This window comes from Hydrogenophaga sp. (genome assembly GCF_031426985.1).
In the GTDB taxonomy this organism is placed as follows: domain Bacteria; phylum Pseudomonadota; class Gammaproteobacteria; order Burkholderiales; family Burkholderiaceae_C; genus Hydrogenophaga.
The window spans coordinates 70,219-84,991 of sequence record NZ_JASJOY010000004.1 but is presented as its reverse complement, the minus strand read 5'-3'; the positions used below and the strand labels follow the sequence as shown (position 1 = coordinate 84,991).

Below are 14,773 nucleotides of genomic sequence, written 5' to 3'. Positions count from 1 at the left end.
AGCTCACTTCAGCACGCCGGCAAAGAACGCCGACAGCTCGTCGCGCGCGTCCAGCGGCAGCACGTGGGCCACGTACTGGTCGGGCCGAACGACGATGAGGCAGCCGCGTTCGCGGTGAATGCCGCGCATGTCGTAGATGTCGCCCGCGCCTTTGTGGTCCACGCAGAAGACCTTCTCGTGGTCCTGCAGGCCGAGCTGGCCGGTCTTGGGTTTCAGCAGCGAGGGCATGTGCTCGTAGGCGAGCTGGTCGAAGGTGGGCTGGAAGATGGCGCGCACGTCGATGATGGCGTCGATGTCTTCGCCCTTTCGCGTGTGTTTCACCACGGGTGACTTGGGGTCGTTCTCCAGCCAGTCGGCCAGCTGGGCCATCGGCGCGCCGGGCTGGCCGAGGTCGGCCTGGCCCGCGAAGGCGTAGAGGCGCCAGCGCGCATCGGCCTCGGCCGCGTGGCCCAGTTGCATCTGTTTGGAGTCGGACAACCGCACCACGGGCGCGGAGTGGAAGCGGCGGCCGATGGCTTCGCCTGTGGCCAGCGCCTGGTGGGTGCCGGGCGCGAACAGGGTCGAGGTGTCGTACTTCACCGCGGTGCCGCCGGTGAATTCGAGGTTGGCTTTGAACTGGCGGATGATGCGCGGCTCTTCGGTGCCGTCGCGCTCGGCCTGCGTCGTGGGCGCGGACATGATGCGCGACCACTCGTGGTCGGTGTCGACCAGGCGCTTGGCTTCGGTCAGGCGTTCTGTGCGGTAGCTGCGCAGCAGGCTGGGGTCGGCACGGCCCTGCAGCACGTGCACCAGCTTCCAGCCGAGGTTGAAGGTGTCCTGCATCGACACGTTCATGCCCTGGCCGGCCTTGGGCGAATGGGTGTGGCAGGCGTCGCCGGCCGTGAACACGCGCGGGGCGCGGTCGCTGCCTTCGGGCACGTCGTCGAACTTGTCGGTCAGGCTGTGGCCGATGTCGTAGATCGACCACCAGACGACCTCTTTCACGTCGAGTGAATAGGGCTGGATGATGCGGTTGGCCGCCGCGATCATGTCGTCCTGCGTGAACTTCTTGCTCGCGGCCTTTTCGTCGGGGCGCAGCTTGTCGAGTTCCACGTACATGCGGAACACGTAGCCGCCTTCGCGCGGCAGGATCAGCACATTGCCTTCGTTGGCCGACGAGATCAGGCACTTCTGGCGCACGTCGGGGAAGTCGGTGTTGGCCAGGATGTCCATCACGCCCCAGGCCTGGTGCGCGGCGTCGCCGTGCAGCGTGCCGCCGATGGCCTTGCGCACGGCCGAATGCGCGCCGTCGCAGCCCACCACGTAGTTGGCGCGCACGGTGCGGGTGGCGCCCCAGTGGATGCCGGTCGCGTCCCTGAGCGTCACGGTCACCGGGTGGTCGTCGGTGGTGTCATCGATGGTCAGGCCCACGATCTCCCAGCCGTAGTCGGGCGCCAGGCGCGAGGGCGAGTTCGCCATCACCTCCAGGAACAGCTCGTGCAGCCGCGCCTGGTTGATCAGGATGTGCGGCATCTCCGAGCTGTCGTCGGCCACGTCCTGCACGCGGCCCACGCGCTGGATGTGCTGCGGGTTCACGGGGTCGGGCATCCAGAAGTTGGTCTGGTTGACCCAGTAGGTCTCGCGCTTGACCTTGTCGGCGAAACCGAAGGCCTGGAACATTTCCATGGTGCGCGTGTTGATGCCGTCGGCCTTGCCCTTGACGATGTTGCTGGCCATGCGTTCGACGATCAGGGTGTCGATCTCGGGGAAGGCGGCCAGCTGCGCGGCCAGGCACAGGCCGGCCGGGCCGGTGCCGGCGATCAGCACGTCCACCTGTTCGGGCAGCGGCTCGTTGACGCCACGGTTGCGGCGGTTGGGCGCCGCCTGCTTGATGTCGGGGTTGCCGCCGCGAAAGCCGTTTTTGTAGAACTGCATGGGGAGTCTCCTGGGTGGGTGCGCACCGTGAACGATTGGTGTGTGGGCAAATGATATCTATGCTTATCAATAACTGTCAAGACGGTACGTATACTTATCAAAACGGTGCCGCGGGAGCGGGCCGGTGTGCACACCCCCTAGAAACGGAGCGCGAGCATGGATTCACTCGACATGGCCGGGCACCTGATCCGGCGCCTGCACCAGCAGTCCACGCTGGTGTTTGTGCAGCGCACCCAGGCCGCGGGTTACGACCTGACGCCGATCCAGTTCGCGGCGCTGGACGCGATCCACCACCAGCCGGGCGCCGACCAGGCGACGGTGGCCGAGCGGATCGCCTACGACCGCGCCACCATTGGCGGCGTGATCGAACGGCTGGAGCAGAAGGGCTGGGTGCGCCGCGTGGTGAGCGAGCGCGACCGCCGCGCACGCGAACTGTCGCTGACGCCCGAAGGGCAGCGCACCTTCCAGGCGCTGGTGCCGGTGGTGCGGGGCCTGCAGGCCGAGATCCTGCCGGCCCTGAGCGACGCCGACCAGGCGCGTTTTCTCAAACTGGCGCGTCAGGCGGTGGGGTCGTAACGGCCACAGACGCGGCGCGTCGGTCGTGCGCCATCCGCAGCGCCAGCCCCTGCAGCAGGGCCAGCGCCAGCAGTCCGAGGCCGGCGGTCAGCCAGAGCGCGTGCCCGCCCCAGTGCGCCATGGCCAGGCCGAAAAGCACGGGCGCAAAGGCTTGCGACACGCGGGCTGGCGCCATCAGCCAGCCCTGGCGTTCGCCGTAGCCCGCGGCGCCGAACACCACCAGCGGCAGCGTGCCCTTGGCGATGGTCAGGATGCCGTTGCCCATGCCGTGCATCACCGCGAAAAGCCAGCCGCCCAGCGGCCCGCCCAGCGCCAGCAGCGCCACGCCGATGGGATGCCCCGCGGTGGCGAAACGGCTCGACAGCAAGGGGTGCGCGCGGCGCAGGAAGCCGAACTCCAGCAGCCGGCCCGCGACCTGTGCCGGGCCGACCAGCATGGCCACGCCCAGCGCCGCAGACGCCGACAGGCCCTGTGCCTGCAGCAGCAGCAGCGGCAGGTGCGCGGCCATGGCGGTGCTGGTGAACCAGGCGATGGCGAAGACCGCGGCGAGCACGACCGCCACGCCGTTGCCGGCGGTGGCGTGTGACGCCGATAGGGGGGCTGACGGGCCAGCGTCCGACGGGGCCGCGGCCTGCAACGGCGGTGCGGTTTCCACCCGCCCACGCGGCAGCAGGCTGTGCAGCGGCAGGCCGATCACCAGATGCAGCGTCGCCCAGCCCAGGCAGGTGCCGCGCCAGCCGAGCGTGCCGATGCCCCATTGCGTCAGCGGCCAGCCGACCGTGCTGGCAAAACCGGCGATCAGGGTGATGCCGGTGATGGCGTTGCGCGCGCTCACCGGGTAGAGCCGCACCAGGGCCGCGAACGCCGCGTCGTACAGGCCGCTGCCCATGGCCAGCCCGATCACGGCCCACGCGGCCCAGACCTGCCACTCGGTCTGTGCAAGGCCCAGCGCACCCAGGCCGATGGCAAACAGCCCATTGGTGACCCGCAAGACCGCCCGACCACCGTGTCTGTCAATGGCGCGGCCGGCGCGTGGCCCGATCAGGGCCGAGATCACCAGCGCCAGCGTGAAGGCGCCGAACACCTGGGTGACGGGCATGCCCAGCTCCGCGGCCAGTGGCGCGGCGAGCAGGGCGGGCAGGTAGTAGGACGAGGCCCAGGCCAGGGTCTGGGCGGTGCCCAGCCGAAGCACCACACCGAGCTGGCCTGCCGGGCGCGCTTCCTGGGCCGTCACATCACTTCACCTCGGTGACGAACTGCTCCAGCGGGCGGCGCACCTTCTTGAGGTTGACCAGCCAGTCGCCTTCGTCGGCGCGGTAGCCCAGCGGCACGATGGCCACGCTGCGCAGGCCGCGCTCGCGCAGCTGCAGGATCTCGTCGAGCTTGGCGGGATCGAAACCTTCCATGGGCGTGGCGTCCACCTCTTCAAAGGCGGCGGCGATCAGCGCCGCGCTCATGCCGATGTAGGCCTGGCGCGCGGCGTGCTCGAAGTTGACCTGCGCATCGCGCGCGGGGTAGCTCTTGAGCAGCATCTGGCGGTAGTTTTCCCAGCCCTCGTTGGTGAGGCCGCGTTCGGTGTTCACCAGGTCGAACATGTGGTTGATGCGCTCGGCGGTGTAGGTGTCCCAGGCGGCGAACACCAGCAGGTGCGAGCCGTCGGTGATCTGCGCCTGGTTCCAGGCGATGGGCTGGATCTGCTCGCGCACGGCCTTGCTGGTGATCACGAAGATCTCGAACGGCTGCAGGCCGCTGGAGGTGGGCGCCAGGCGCGCGGCCTCGACGATGCGGTCCACCTTGTCCTGCGCCACGGCGCGGGTCGGGTCCATCTTCTTGGTGGCGTAACGCCAGTGCAGTTTGTCCAGCAGCACCGGGGCCTGGGGTTGCGAAAGATCGCTCATGGAATGCTCCGAAAAAAAAGGAGTGCCCGCACGGTGCGGGCACATGGCGCGATCTTGCCGCAGTGCAGCAAGCCGCGGTGCCGCGGGCCTGGAATGGCCGGAGCGGAACGCCCATGTCACGCCCTGCCAGCGCGCACGCCGCGGATCGGGTATACGCGTTCGGCCCTGGGCCGCCACACCCGTCAGGCCTGGGTCGGCGGCCGCGGGCTGGCCGCGCGGCGCGGTCGGGCGGCGGGCGACGGGGCCGGCGCGTCCGGGCCCTTGAGGGCGGCGTGCAGGCGCTCGCGGGTGCTGCCCTCCTGCGACCAGCGCTCGTCCAGCCGCGCGGCCAGTTTGTCGATGTGCTCGCGCATCAGCTGTTCGGTGCGGGCGTTGTCGCCGGCGGCCAGCGCCTCGACGATCTGCGCATGGTCGTCGTTGCTGACCTCGGCGTCGGAGCGGGACTGGTACAGCGCCGACACCAGCGTGGTGCGGGCCGACAGGTCCACCATCATGGCGGTGATGAAGCGGTTGCCCAGGGCTTCGGCCAGGCAGACGTGGAAGTCGGCCAGCGCGATGCTGCGGGCCCCCGGGTCGTCGCTGGCGATGCAGGCCTTTTCTTCGGCCACGTGCTGGCGCAGGCGGCGGATGACCGATTGCAGCGGCTTGCCGGCGTCGCGCAGCATGCCCGACTCGATGATGCGGCGCGCGGCGTAGGTCTCGCGGGCTTCTTCGAACGAGGGCTCGACCACGTACCAGCCGACGCGCGAGCGCACCTCGACGAAGCCCCGGGCGCGCAGCTGGATGAGGGCTTCGCGGACCAGGGTGCGGCTGACGCCGAACAGATCGGCCAGTTCCTGTTCGCCCAGGCGCGTGCCGGGCTGGATCTTGCGCGTCAGGATGGACTGGACGATGCGTTCGGCGATATCGGGCGTGGCGTCCATGGCGGTGGGCTGCTGCGGTGGGGGACAGCCAACATTATTGCGACGCCAGCCCTCTGGTCGCCTTACGCGGCGCGGCGTGGGCGCAGCGTGGCCATGACCAGGTAGGTCGCGCCGCCGATGAGCACGCCGAAGAACCAGCCGTAGGTGCCCCACCAGGACGGCAGCACCTGGGTGAAGGTCGGCAGGATGGTGGAGAACAGCGCGCCGATGCCGGTGGCGATCAGGGCGTTGACGTTCCAGCCGCCTTCGTAGCGGTACTCGCCGTGTTCCTCGTACAGCGCCTGCACGTTGATGTTGCCCTTGGCCACCAGGTAGTAGTCGACCAGGATGATGCCCAGCAGTGGCCCCATGACCGAGCCGATGGCGTTGACGAACTGGGCGGCGTTGCCTTCCCAGGGGGCAAACGGGTAGAGCACCAGGGCGATGGCGGCGGCGATGAAACCGCCCTTCTTGAAGCTGATCGACTTGGGGAAGACGTTGGAGATGTCGAACGCGGCCGAGACGAAGTTGGCCACCACGTTGATGCCCAGCGTGGCGACGGCAAAGGTCAGCGCGGCGATCAGCGCCAGCACCCAGCTGTCGAACTTGGCGGAAATCTGCTCGGGGTGCAGCAGCACCTCGCCATAGACCTTGAAGGCCGCGATGGTGGTGACGCCGGCGACCAGCGAGAAGGCGATCAGGTTCACCGGCAGGCCCCAGAGGTTGCCCTTGCGCACAGCGTCCTTGTTCTTGGCATAGCGCGAGAAGTCGCAGAAGTTCAGGTACAGCGCCGCGAAGTAGGTGATCCAGGTCGCGCCCACCGCCATCAGGGCCCAGAACGAGCCCGGCTCGCCGCTGACGCCGGCATCCTTGGTCTTGTCCAGCAGCACCTCCATCGGGATGCCGTGCTCGAACGAGAAGCCGCCGGCCTTGACCGTCAGGCCGATGGCCAGGATCAGCATCGCGATCCACACAGCCGGGCCGGCCCAGTCCTGGAACTTGCGCACCGTCTCCATGCCGCGCTGGATGATCAGCAGCTGCAGCGCCCAGATCACCACGTAGCAGATCACCTCCAGCCCCGAATGGCCGAGGAAATGCACGTTCTGGTGGTACTCGAGCATGCCCGGGTTGCGGATCAGCAGCGCCACCATCGCGCCCGAGGCGGCGGCGGTCTGCGCGCCGTACCAGAAGCAGGCCACCACCGCGCGCACCAGGGCCGCCAGGTTGGCGCCCCAGATGCCGAACGAGGCCCGCGCCAGCACCGGGTAGGGCACGCCGGTTTTTTCACCGGCGTAGCCGATCAGGTTCATCAGCGCGTAGATGACCAGCGAGCTCAGGCCGATGGCGATCAGGAAGTTGGTGAAGCTGCCGCACAGCAGGAACAGGCTGGCCGCCAGGTAGTAGCCCCAGAGGCTGTGCACGTCCGAGGTCCAGACGTTGAAGATGCTGAAGGGCCCCCAGTTGCGTTCCCTGGCCGGGGCCAGGTCCTCGTTGTAGAGCGCGGGGGAGGGGTTGCGTATGTCCATGGGGAGGTCTCCGGTGCGGCGGCGTCGGGGCGCGGCCTGGGTCTTGGGATGGCTGGCGGCGGCTTGGAACACAAGTTGGTATTCAACAATGTATACAAGATAGGTCGCGAGAGGTTGCGGGTTTTCCCTTGGGGTGCGGTGCCCCGGCCGGGCGGGGGTGGGGCGCGCAGGCCAGCGCGGCCGGGGGGCGTTGGCAGCGGGCGGTTCAGCGCCCGGCTGTGCGCAGCATCGTGATCGCATCGAACGGGCACTTCACCGCGCACAGCGCGCAGCCGGTGCAGCCGTCTTCGTCGTGCAGCGTACTTTTCTTCTGCCAGTTCGGCGCGGCCTGCAGCGACAGCACATGCGGCGGGCACACGCCCACGCACCAGCCGCAGCCGGTGCAGCGCGTGGGGTTGATGACGGGCAGTGCCTTGCGCTCGGTCGCCATGGCGGTATTGTCGCGGCCATGCCCGAGACCACCTTCCACATCCCCGCCCTGCGCACCCAGGCCGATGCCGACGCCGTCATGTTCGAACTGCAGGACCTGCCCTGCGTCGGCCAGGCCGACGTGGACCTGGGCGCTCAGACCGCCTGGGTCAGCCACACCGGCATGATCTCGCCCGACGACATCGCCGCCGCGCTGGCCGAAGCCGGTTACGAAGCGTCGGTGGTCTGAGGGGGCCCGCGGTCGCCGCTCAGGCCGTGGTGCGTTGCCACAGCGCGCGGGCCAGCGCCTGGGCCTGTGGCGTCACGCCGGCCGGCGCCGCGTCCGCGTCGCCCAGCCGCTCGACCAGGTGCTCCACCAAGGCCGGCTGCGGGGGCACGGCACCCAGAAAGAGCGCCTGCCCCTCGCGCGCCACCAGCACCGTGGGAAAGGTCTCGATGTCCAGCCCCGCCGCGTCCATCAGGTCCGCCTCGTCTTCGATGTCCAGCCACTGCCAGTGGTGTTGCGGGTGGCGCGCGGCCAGCGCGTCCCAGTCCGGGCGCCAGGCCCGGCAGGCACTGCACCACTCGGCACACAGACAGATCACTCGCAACATCCCACCGGCTCCCGACACACGCACAATCCGCAGAGCATAGCCGCGGCCCCCTGCGCCGATGTTTTCTCCTCCGTCACCGATCCCACCCATGCAAGGCATCCGCCGCAAAGTCGTCTACGTCGGCCTCTACGAGCTGATCGCCGTCGCCATCACCAGCACCGGCCTCTCGGCCGGCTCCGACAGCGGCCTGCAACACGCCAGCGTCGCCGCCGTCGCCTCGTCCGCCATCGCCGTGGTCTGGAACCTGGTCTACAACGCCCTGTTCGAACGCTGGGAAGCGCGCCAGACCGTGCGCGGCCGCGGCTTCCTGCGCCGCGCGGCCCACGCCATCGGCTTCGAGATCGGTTTCATCTTCATGCTGGTGCCGCTGTTCGCCTGGTGGCTCGACATCGGCTGGTGGCACGCCCTGGTGCTGGACCTGGGCCTTTCCGTCTTCTTCCTCGTCTACACCTTCGCCTTCAACCTCGCGTTCGACAAGCTGTTCGGCCTGCCCCTGTCGGCGCAGTGAAGCGGCCGGCCGAGCCGACCGCCGGGCGACAATGGCCGCATGGAAACCACCCGCCTCGCCGTCTACGACCACTACGTCTACGCCGCCGTCGCCCTGCTGGGCACCGCGCTCGCCGCCGTCGCCATCTGGCGCCTCATCGCCGCGCCGCGCTGGCGTGCGCAGGTGCTCTCGCTGGCCGGCGTGGTGCCGCCCTTCCTCAACATCCTGGGCGTGCTGTTCGGCCTCACGCTCGCCTTCATCGCCAACGACACCTGGAGCGCGCACGACCGCGCCATGAACGCCGTCTACCGCGAAGCCGACGGCCTGCGCACCCTCGACGCCCTGGCCCGCGGCCTGCCCGATGCTCCCCGGGCCGATCTGCGCGCCGCAGTGCGCACACACGCCGCCGCCACCGCCGCCGAATGGCAGCAACTGGCCCAGCGCAGCAGCAGCCCGGCCGCACAGCACAGCGCCGACCAGCTGCTCAGCCTGGTGGCCAGCCCCGCCATGGCGCAGGCCGCCGGCAGCAGCGTGCACAGCCTCATGCTCGGCACCGTGGCCGACCTGCGCGACGACCGCGACCTGCGCATCGCCCTGAGCCAGATGCACGTCAACCCGCTCAAGTGGATGGGCATGGCCTTCCTCGGCCTGCTCACGCTCATCTCCATCGCCGTCGTGCACGTGGAACACCTGCGCGCCGCGGCCACCGCCATCGTGCTGTTCTCCGTGGCCGCCGCGCCCACCGCCGCCATCGTGCTGATGCAGGGCAACCCGTTCCAGAGCCCGTCCTTCGTCTCGCCCGCGCCCATCGCGCAGCTGGCGCTCAACCCCGCCACCGCACCATGAGCGACACCACCACCATCACCCGCCAGCTGCGCATCACCGGCCGCGTGCAAGGCGTGGGCTACCGCTGGAGCATGGCGCAGCAGGCGCAAGCGCTGGGCCTGCGCGGCTGGGTGCGCAACCGGATCGACGGCAGCGTCGAAGCGCTGGTTTGCGGAGCGGCCGATGCGGTGCAGACGCTGATCGACTGGGCACAGCGCGGACCGGTGACGGCGCGGGTGGACGCGGTCGAGGTCCGGGAGGCGCTGGGGTCCGCGAAGGAGCTGACCGCGTTTGAGCAGCGGGAGACGGTGTAGACCGCAGGCATCTCACACCGTGCCCGGGTTGTGAGCGCCAACCCGGGCGGGCCAGCACCCCGCGCCGGCCTGGACGGGGCCAGGAACAGCAATCTGTACCCGCTCACAGTGCCGGCACCCGCGAGCATCCGACGCGGGAGATGCCCACCTGCGTCATTGCATGAACCAGCCGTGGCTGACCACCAGCGATTGCCCGGTCAGGGCCTGGGTCGGGAAGGCGGCGAACATCAGCGCCACCCGGGCCACGTCGTCGACGGTGGTGAACTCGCCGTCCACCGTGTCCTTGAGCATGACCTTGCGCACCACCTCGTCTTCCGAGATGCCCAGCGCCCGCGCCTGTTCCGGGATCTGCTTGTCCACCAGCGGTGTGCGCACGAAGCCGGGGCAGATGACGTTGGCGCGGATGAGGTGGCTGGCGCCCTCCTTGGCGATGACCTTGGCCAGGCCTTCGAGGCCGTGTTTCGCGGTGACATAGGGCGCCTTGAGGACCGAAGCCTCCTTGGAGTGCACCGAGCCCATGAAGAGGATGCTGCCCCCGTGACCGGAGGCCACCATCTGCCGCATCGCGGCACGGGCGGTGAGGAAGGCGCCGTCCAGGTGCACGGCGAGCACTTTCTTCCAGTCCTCGAAGCGGAACTCCACCAGCGGCGCCACGGTCTGGATGCCGGCGTTGCTGACGAGGATGTCGAGACCGCCGAGTTCCGCCACCGCGCGCGCGACGGCCGCGTCGACCTCGGCCTCCTGGGTGATGTCCACGCCAATGCCCACCGCACGGTGGCCGAGCGCCCGCAGGCGGGCCGCCGTGGCCTCTGCGCCGTCCGCATTGAGGTCGGCCACCGCCACGGTGGCGCCCGCCTGGGCGAAGACCTCGGCGATGCGCTTGCCGATGCCGCTGGCGGCGCCCGTGATGAAGGCCACTTTCTTGTCGAGTCTCATGACAGTCTCCTGTTTGGGTGGATGAAGGCCGTGCTCAGGCCTTGGCCGGAGCGGTGTAGTCGAAGACCCGGAACGCGCCGGTCTGCTCGGCGGGGACGGCGCGGGCGAGGGCGCGCAGCGAGTGCGCCATGTCGGCCCGGCCGTTGGCCCAGTGTTCGCGCATCGACGCGGCGGAGAACTCGAAGTCGCGGGTTTGCGTCTCAGTGCTGCGGTGGCGGTGGATCAGGTGCACCAGCGTGACCGACGGGTCCGGCGCATCGGCGCCCAGGGTGGTCAGCAGTTCGGCCACGCGCGGGTCGGTGCGCCGTGCGAGCGGCAGCAGGGCGGCGAGCTCGCGCAGGGCGCCCCGCATGGCGTGGCGCTCGCGCAGCATGTCGGTCAGCGCGCGCGTGCGGCTGGAGTAACGAATGTCCTTTTCGCGGTCCGCCACCTCGGCCAGCGTGTGCGGCAGCTTGCCGCGGGCGCTGAACAGATCGACCTGGAAGATGGTGGCGTCGCAGTCGCCGAGGTGTTCGACCACGTGGCGCAGCGGCGTGTTCGACACCAGCCCACCGTCCCAGTAGGCGAGGCCGTCGATCATCACCGCCGGAAAGCCGGGCGGCAGCGCGCCGCTGGCCATCACATGCTCGGGGCCGATGCGCTGGTGCGCGCTGTCGAAGTAGATGAAGTTGCCGCTGGCGACATCGACCGCGCCCACCGAGAGGCGGGTGTCGCCGTGGTTGATGCGGTCGAAATCGACCAGCTCCAGCAGCGTGTTGTGCAGGGGTGCGGTGTCGTACAGGCTGGGCTGGGTCTGGTCGCACAACCAGGGCGCGAAGACCTGGCGCGGCAGGAAGAAGTCCGGCAGACCAAAGGCCGCGCCCCAGGCGGCCGACCCGTTGTTGGCCCAGGCCCGCATCGGGCCCTGCACGCCGGTCCAGGCCAGGGACGGCACGTATTGGGTGATGCGTTGCCAGAAGCTGCGCAGGCGCTCGACGCGCCGTTCGGGTGGGTTGCCGGCGATCAGCGCGGCGTTGATGGCGCCGATGGAGATGCCGGCGAGCCAGTTCGGCGTCTGGCCCGCGTCGGCGAGTGCTTCGTAGGCGCCGCCCTGGTAGGCGCCGAGCGCGCCGCCGCCTTGCAGCACCAGCGCGACGGTGCTGGCGCGGGCTTGGGTGGCGGCGCTGGGTGTGGGTTTCATGATCGGCTCCTGGGGCGGTGCGGCTGCGCTCAGCGGCGCAGGCGGAAGAAGGGAGCCTGGCCGCGCCAGTAGCGCATGACCAGCCAGCCGCCCAGCAGGCCACCGAGGTGGGCAAAGTGCGCGATGCCGCTGGCGCTGTCGGTGACACCCAGGGTCAGCTCGATCAGGCCGTAGAGCATGACGAACAGCCAGGCCGGCATCGGAATCGGAGGCAACAGCGGCGTGATGGTTCGGTTGGGGAACACCATCGCGAAGCCGATCAGCAAGCCGAACAGACCGCCCGATGCGCCGATGGTGGGCACCGTGCTGCCGATGGCACCGGTCACGACCAGTTGCGCGAGCGCCGCGGTGAGCACGCTGCTGCCATAGAACGCGGCCAGGCGCCTCGGGCCCCAGATGCGTTCGAGCTCGTTGCCGAACATCCAGAGACCGAACATGTTGAACGCCAGGTGCGTGACGCCGCCGTGCAGGAAGGCGTAGCTGAACAGCTGCCACGGCTGGAACAGACCGGAGTCCATGGGCCAGAGCGCGAACCAGCCGCTGACCGTCGGACCCAGTGCCTGTTGCAGCACAAAGCCCAGCACGTTGATGGCGATGAGGCAGGCGGTGAGGTTCATGGGATGCCTGGTCTGTTCCGCGTGGCGTCACTTCTTCTTGGCGTGCGCCTTGTGGGCGGCCTGTTCGGACTTGATGCTGCTGGCGATGACCTGGTCGTAGGCCGACTTGCTCAGGTTGACCTTGCAGAACTCGTCCAGCTCGGGCTGGATCGTCTCAATGCCGACCTCGTCGATCACGGCTTCTTTGGCGCCGTGCTTGCCATGACCGGTGGCGAAGTAGATGAACTTGGGTTTGAACGTTTCGTTCATGGCCACGTAGTCGGCGCAGGTGGTTTTGACAATGGGCTTGGCGGGGGCGGTGGAAGGGGGCGGCGTCTCCGCCATGGCGGCGGTGGAGGCGGCGGCGACGAGTGCAAGCGAGCAGATGCGGGTCAGTGCGTTCATGGTTCAACTCCAGTTCAATCCAATCACCCGGACAGAAGTGCCGGCCTGTCAGGCCGTCTCATGCCGGTCCTTGCCGCGAATCGGTCGGGTGACCGGTCTTGGCGATTTGATTGTTCGAGCGAGGACTTAGGCGGGGCTTAGACCGCTGGCGTCCGCTGCGGCGCTTCTGGAGCCGGATGCAGAGCCAGGGAGCGCATGCACTTGCCCACGTCCGATCCAGTGACTGCCCTCTGCACATTGCCGGCCCCGTGCAGGGCGCGGGCTGCCGCTGCGTCACAGTGCAGCGGGACACGGTGCATGGAGACAGAGGCGACGTCCATCCCCGGCAGATGCCAGTCTGAAGTGCAACACCTGGCACCGGACAAGGTCCGCAGATGCAAAGCACAGCCCCGAAGAGATATCAACCACGCCAGCCGGAAGACCGCGTGACGCTGACCAGACCGCGCTGTACGGGCTCATTGCCGGGCCACCGGCCTGCTGGCGTTGCCGTGGTGACCTGGCGTCGTCTGTGGCCGCCGCCGACCAGTGCAACGCGATGTGGAGAGCCCGTCGAATGCCCGACGCCGTGTTGACCCAGAAGGTGATGGCGGGTGACCTGGTCGGCGCCACCGCTTTGGATGATCGGCACGCCAGTCACGATCGCATTGCGCCACTCCCATGGCTGGAACACCCCAAGGCATTTTTGTCAGGCGTTGATCCCGAGCAGAACCATTTCGGCGCGCAGTCGGCATTCCGTTTGTGGCGGGAACTTGGTGCTCAGGGACTGATGAGAGGTGCCTCACCCCGACCGACTCCAAGGCCTCCGTTCGAGACCGCGCTTCGGCGGTTCAGCTGCGCGCATGGTCCGTCACCGTGGTCGAACAGTGCGCATCAATACCTGACTGTTGCTCACCCCAACCCGTCGAGATACGCCGCACTGTCGTCCACCGAGAACTCGATCCACATCGGCAGGTGGTCGCTCATCTGGTAGGTGCGCCATTCGTTGAAGCTGCTGCCGCGCCCGTTGCGCGCGCTGGCGTAGGCGGTTTCGTCGCGGTAGACGTGTTCGTAGAAATCGAAGATGCCGGCGTGGCCGGTGGTGCGCATTTTCGAGAGCTGGCGGTGGTACGCGATCTGGTCGTAGTGCTTGTTGCGCGCCACGTTGCTGCCGGGCAGCTGCTGCAGTTCGGCCGGCACCACGAAGCCGGCGTTGGTGATGGCCTGGAGGGTGACGTCTTCGCGGCTGAAGATGTTGAAGTCGCCGAGCATGATGAGGTTGCCAGGGTCGCTGACCTGGCCGGGCTCGTATTGCGGGGCGGTGCTGTACTTCTCGGCGTTCTTGGCCACGGTCTGCGCGAAGTCGGTGATCTCCTGCAGGCGGCGCGGGTCCACCGCCACGCTTTTGCCGTAGTAGATGTGCGCGGTCAACAGAGTGAGGTAGGCCCAGCCGGCCCGGAAGCCGGCCACATAGGGCGAGCGCGCGAACTGCAGCGGTTCGGTGGTGGTGCCGGGCTTCTTGGGCAGCACCAGTTCGGCCGCGAGGCCGGTGAACGAGACTTTGCGCCGGTCGTACAGGTAGGCCATGCGCTCGGCGTTGCCCGAGGTGCCCAGCGTGACGTCGGTGACGATGAAGTCCCACCAGCTGCCCAGGATGCGCTGCAGCCGCTGCAGCGGGTACAGGCTCTGGCGCAGTTCCTGCACGGCCACCAGATCAAAGCGGCTGAGGATTTCGGCGAGGTAGAAGTAGCTTTCGTCCAGGCGCGGGCCGTAACGCCCGGCGTCGAGTTCGCGGATGTTCCAGGTGGCCAGCAACAGGGTGTCGTTGGTGGACTTGGCCGGGATCTGCGCCGCCAGCGCGGGCCGCAGGGCCTTGAGCCCGGCGATGGTGCGGGCGCGCTCGGCCGCGTCTTTGATGGCCTTGATGCCGCTGTAGTAGATCATGCCGGCCCCCTTCGATCCCCCGCATGGAGCGGGGATCGGGCCATTATGGGGAGCAGCGGCCGCCAGGGGAATGACCGGCTGGCGGCCGGATCAGACGTCGATGTTGCCGGCGCGCAGGGCGTTGGTCTCGATGAAATCCCGACGCGCTTCCACCTCATCGCCCATGAGCATGGTGAACACGCGGTCGGCTTCGCCGATCGGCCACTGCATGCCCGGTGGAAGTCTCCGACTTTCATCGCCCTCACCGCCCTGCGCCGCGCCGCCGGGCGGCG

17 protein-coding genes are annotated in these 14,773 nt (G+C 68.7%); 5 read left to right on the top strand and 12 right to left on the bottom strand.

From position 1 onward, the window contains the following. Window positions 1–3: 3 nt before the first annotated feature. Window positions 4–1,914: an FAD-dependent monooxygenase gene (locus tag RMP09_RS00530; RefSeq protein WP_310564051.1), complete on the bottom strand. Its 1,911-nt coding sequence runs from the start codon at window positions 1,912–1,914 to the stop codon at window positions 4–6. Window positions 1,915–2,070: 156 nt separating this feature from the next. On the opposite strand from RMP09_RS00530, the gene RMP09_RS00525 reads away from it, so the two are divergent. Next, window positions 2,071–2,490, top strand: coding sequence for a MarR family transcriptional regulator (locus RMP09_RS00525; protein ID WP_310564050.1), 420 nt, complete (start codon window positions 2,071–2,073; stop codon window positions 2,488–2,490). On the opposite strand, the gene RMP09_RS00520 is transcribed toward RMP09_RS00525, so the two are convergent. The 5 genes from RMP09_RS00520 to RMP09_RS00500 all read right to left on the bottom strand — a co-directional run bounded on the left by RMP09_RS00520 (window position 2,459) and on the right by RMP09_RS00500 (window position 7,246). Next, entirely contained in the window at window positions 2,459–3,724 is a 1,266-nt protein-coding gene (locus RMP09_RS00520; protein WP_310564049.1) for an MFS transporter, read from the bottom strand. The genes RMP09_RS00525 and RMP09_RS00520 overlap by 32 nt on opposite strands. A 1-nt stretch (window position 3,725) precedes the next feature. Further along, window positions 3,726–4,388, bottom strand: coding sequence for an NAD(P)H-dependent oxidoreductase (locus tag RMP09_RS00515; protein WP_310564048.1), 663 nt, complete (start codon window positions 4,386–4,388; stop codon window positions 3,726–3,728). Window positions 4,389–4,570: 182 nt separating this feature from the next. Next, window positions 4,571–5,311, bottom strand: a complete 741-nt coding sequence (locus RMP09_RS00510) for a GntR family transcriptional regulator (protein WP_310564047.1) — start codon at window positions 5,309–5,311, stop codon at window positions 4,571–4,573. 62 nt (window positions 5,312–5,373) lie between these two features. Beyond that, entirely contained in the window at window positions 5,374–6,816 is a 1,443-nt protein-coding gene (locus tag RMP09_RS00505; RefSeq protein ID WP_310564046.1) for a cytosine permease, read from the bottom strand. A gap of 205 nt (window positions 6,817–7,021) precedes the next feature. Next, on the bottom strand, window positions 7,022–7,246 hold the full coding sequence (locus RMP09_RS00500; protein ID WP_310564045.1) for an ATP-binding protein: 225 nt from the start codon (window positions 7,244–7,246) through the stop codon (window positions 7,022–7,024). Between the two features lie 18 nt (window positions 7,247–7,264). Between RMP09_RS00500 and RMP09_RS00495 the strand changes: the two genes are divergently transcribed. Then, entirely contained in the window at window positions 7,265–7,474 is a 210-nt protein-coding gene (locus RMP09_RS00495; protein WP_310564044.1) for a heavy metal-associated domain-containing protein, read from the top strand. A gap of 19 nt (window positions 7,475–7,493) precedes the next feature. Here the strand turns inward: RMP09_RS00495 and RMP09_RS00490 are convergent, their stop codons facing one another. After that, entirely contained in the window at window positions 7,494–7,838 is a 345-nt protein-coding gene (locus tag RMP09_RS00490; RefSeq protein WP_310564043.1) for a thioredoxin family protein, read from the bottom strand. A gap of 88 nt (window positions 7,839–7,926) precedes the next feature. On the opposite strand from RMP09_RS00490, the gene RMP09_RS00485 reads away from it, so the two are divergent. From RMP09_RS00485 to RMP09_RS00475, 3 genes are read left to right on the top strand one after another with little or no spacing between them, the layout of a single operon-like run. Continuing rightward, window positions 7,927–8,346 (top strand): PACE efflux transporter, encoded by a 420-nt coding sequence (locus tag RMP09_RS00485; RefSeq protein WP_310564042.1) that lies wholly within the window; start codon window positions 7,927–7,929, stop codon window positions 8,344–8,346. 39 nt (window positions 8,347–8,385) lie between these two features. Continuing rightward, entirely contained in the window at window positions 8,386–9,171 is a 786-nt protein-coding gene (locus RMP09_RS00480) for a hypothetical protein (protein WP_310564041.1), read from the top strand. Continuing rightward, a complete protein-coding gene (locus tag RMP09_RS00475) occupies window positions 9,168–9,464 on the top strand; it encodes an acylphosphatase (RefSeq protein ID WP_310564040.1) in 297 nt (98 codons plus the stop codon). The genes RMP09_RS00480 and RMP09_RS00475 overlap by 4 nt, the downstream gene beginning before the upstream one ends. Before the next feature lie 153 nt (window positions 9,465–9,617). Here RMP09_RS00475 and RMP09_RS00470 read toward each other — a convergent pair whose 3' ends face one another. The 5 genes from RMP09_RS00470 to RMP09_RS00450 all read right to left on the bottom strand — a co-directional run bounded on the left by RMP09_RS00470 (window position 9,618) and on the right by RMP09_RS00450 (window position 14,501). Beyond that, the gene (locus tag RMP09_RS00470) at window positions 9,618–10,400 is read right to left on the bottom strand and encodes a 3-hydroxybutyrate dehydrogenase (protein WP_310564039.1); all 783 of its coding nucleotides are present in this window, start codon (window positions 10,398–10,400) and stop codon (window positions 9,618–9,620) included. Between the two features lie 34 nt (window positions 10,401–10,434). Then, a complete protein-coding gene (locus RMP09_RS00465; protein WP_310564038.1) occupies window positions 10,435–11,580 on the bottom strand; it encodes a patatin-like phospholipase family protein in 1,146 nt (381 codons plus the stop codon). A gap of 29 nt (window positions 11,581–11,609) precedes the next feature. Beyond that, on the bottom strand, window positions 11,610–12,197 hold the full coding sequence (locus RMP09_RS00460; protein WP_310564037.1) for a rhomboid family intramembrane serine protease: 588 nt from the start codon (window positions 12,195–12,197) through the stop codon (window positions 11,610–11,612). Between the two features lie 27 nt (window positions 12,198–12,224). Beyond that, complete coding sequence (locus RMP09_RS00455) at window positions 12,225–12,581, bottom strand: HdeA family protein (protein WP_310564036.1); 357 nt, start codon at window positions 12,579–12,581, stop codon at window positions 12,225–12,227. Between the two features lie 888 nt (window positions 12,582–13,469). Then, window positions 13,470–14,501: an endonuclease/exonuclease/phosphatase family protein gene (locus RMP09_RS00450; RefSeq protein WP_310564035.1), complete on the bottom strand. Its 1,032-nt coding sequence runs from the start codon at window positions 14,499–14,501 to the stop codon at window positions 13,470–13,472. Between the last annotated feature and the right edge of the window lie 272 nt (window positions 14,502–14,773).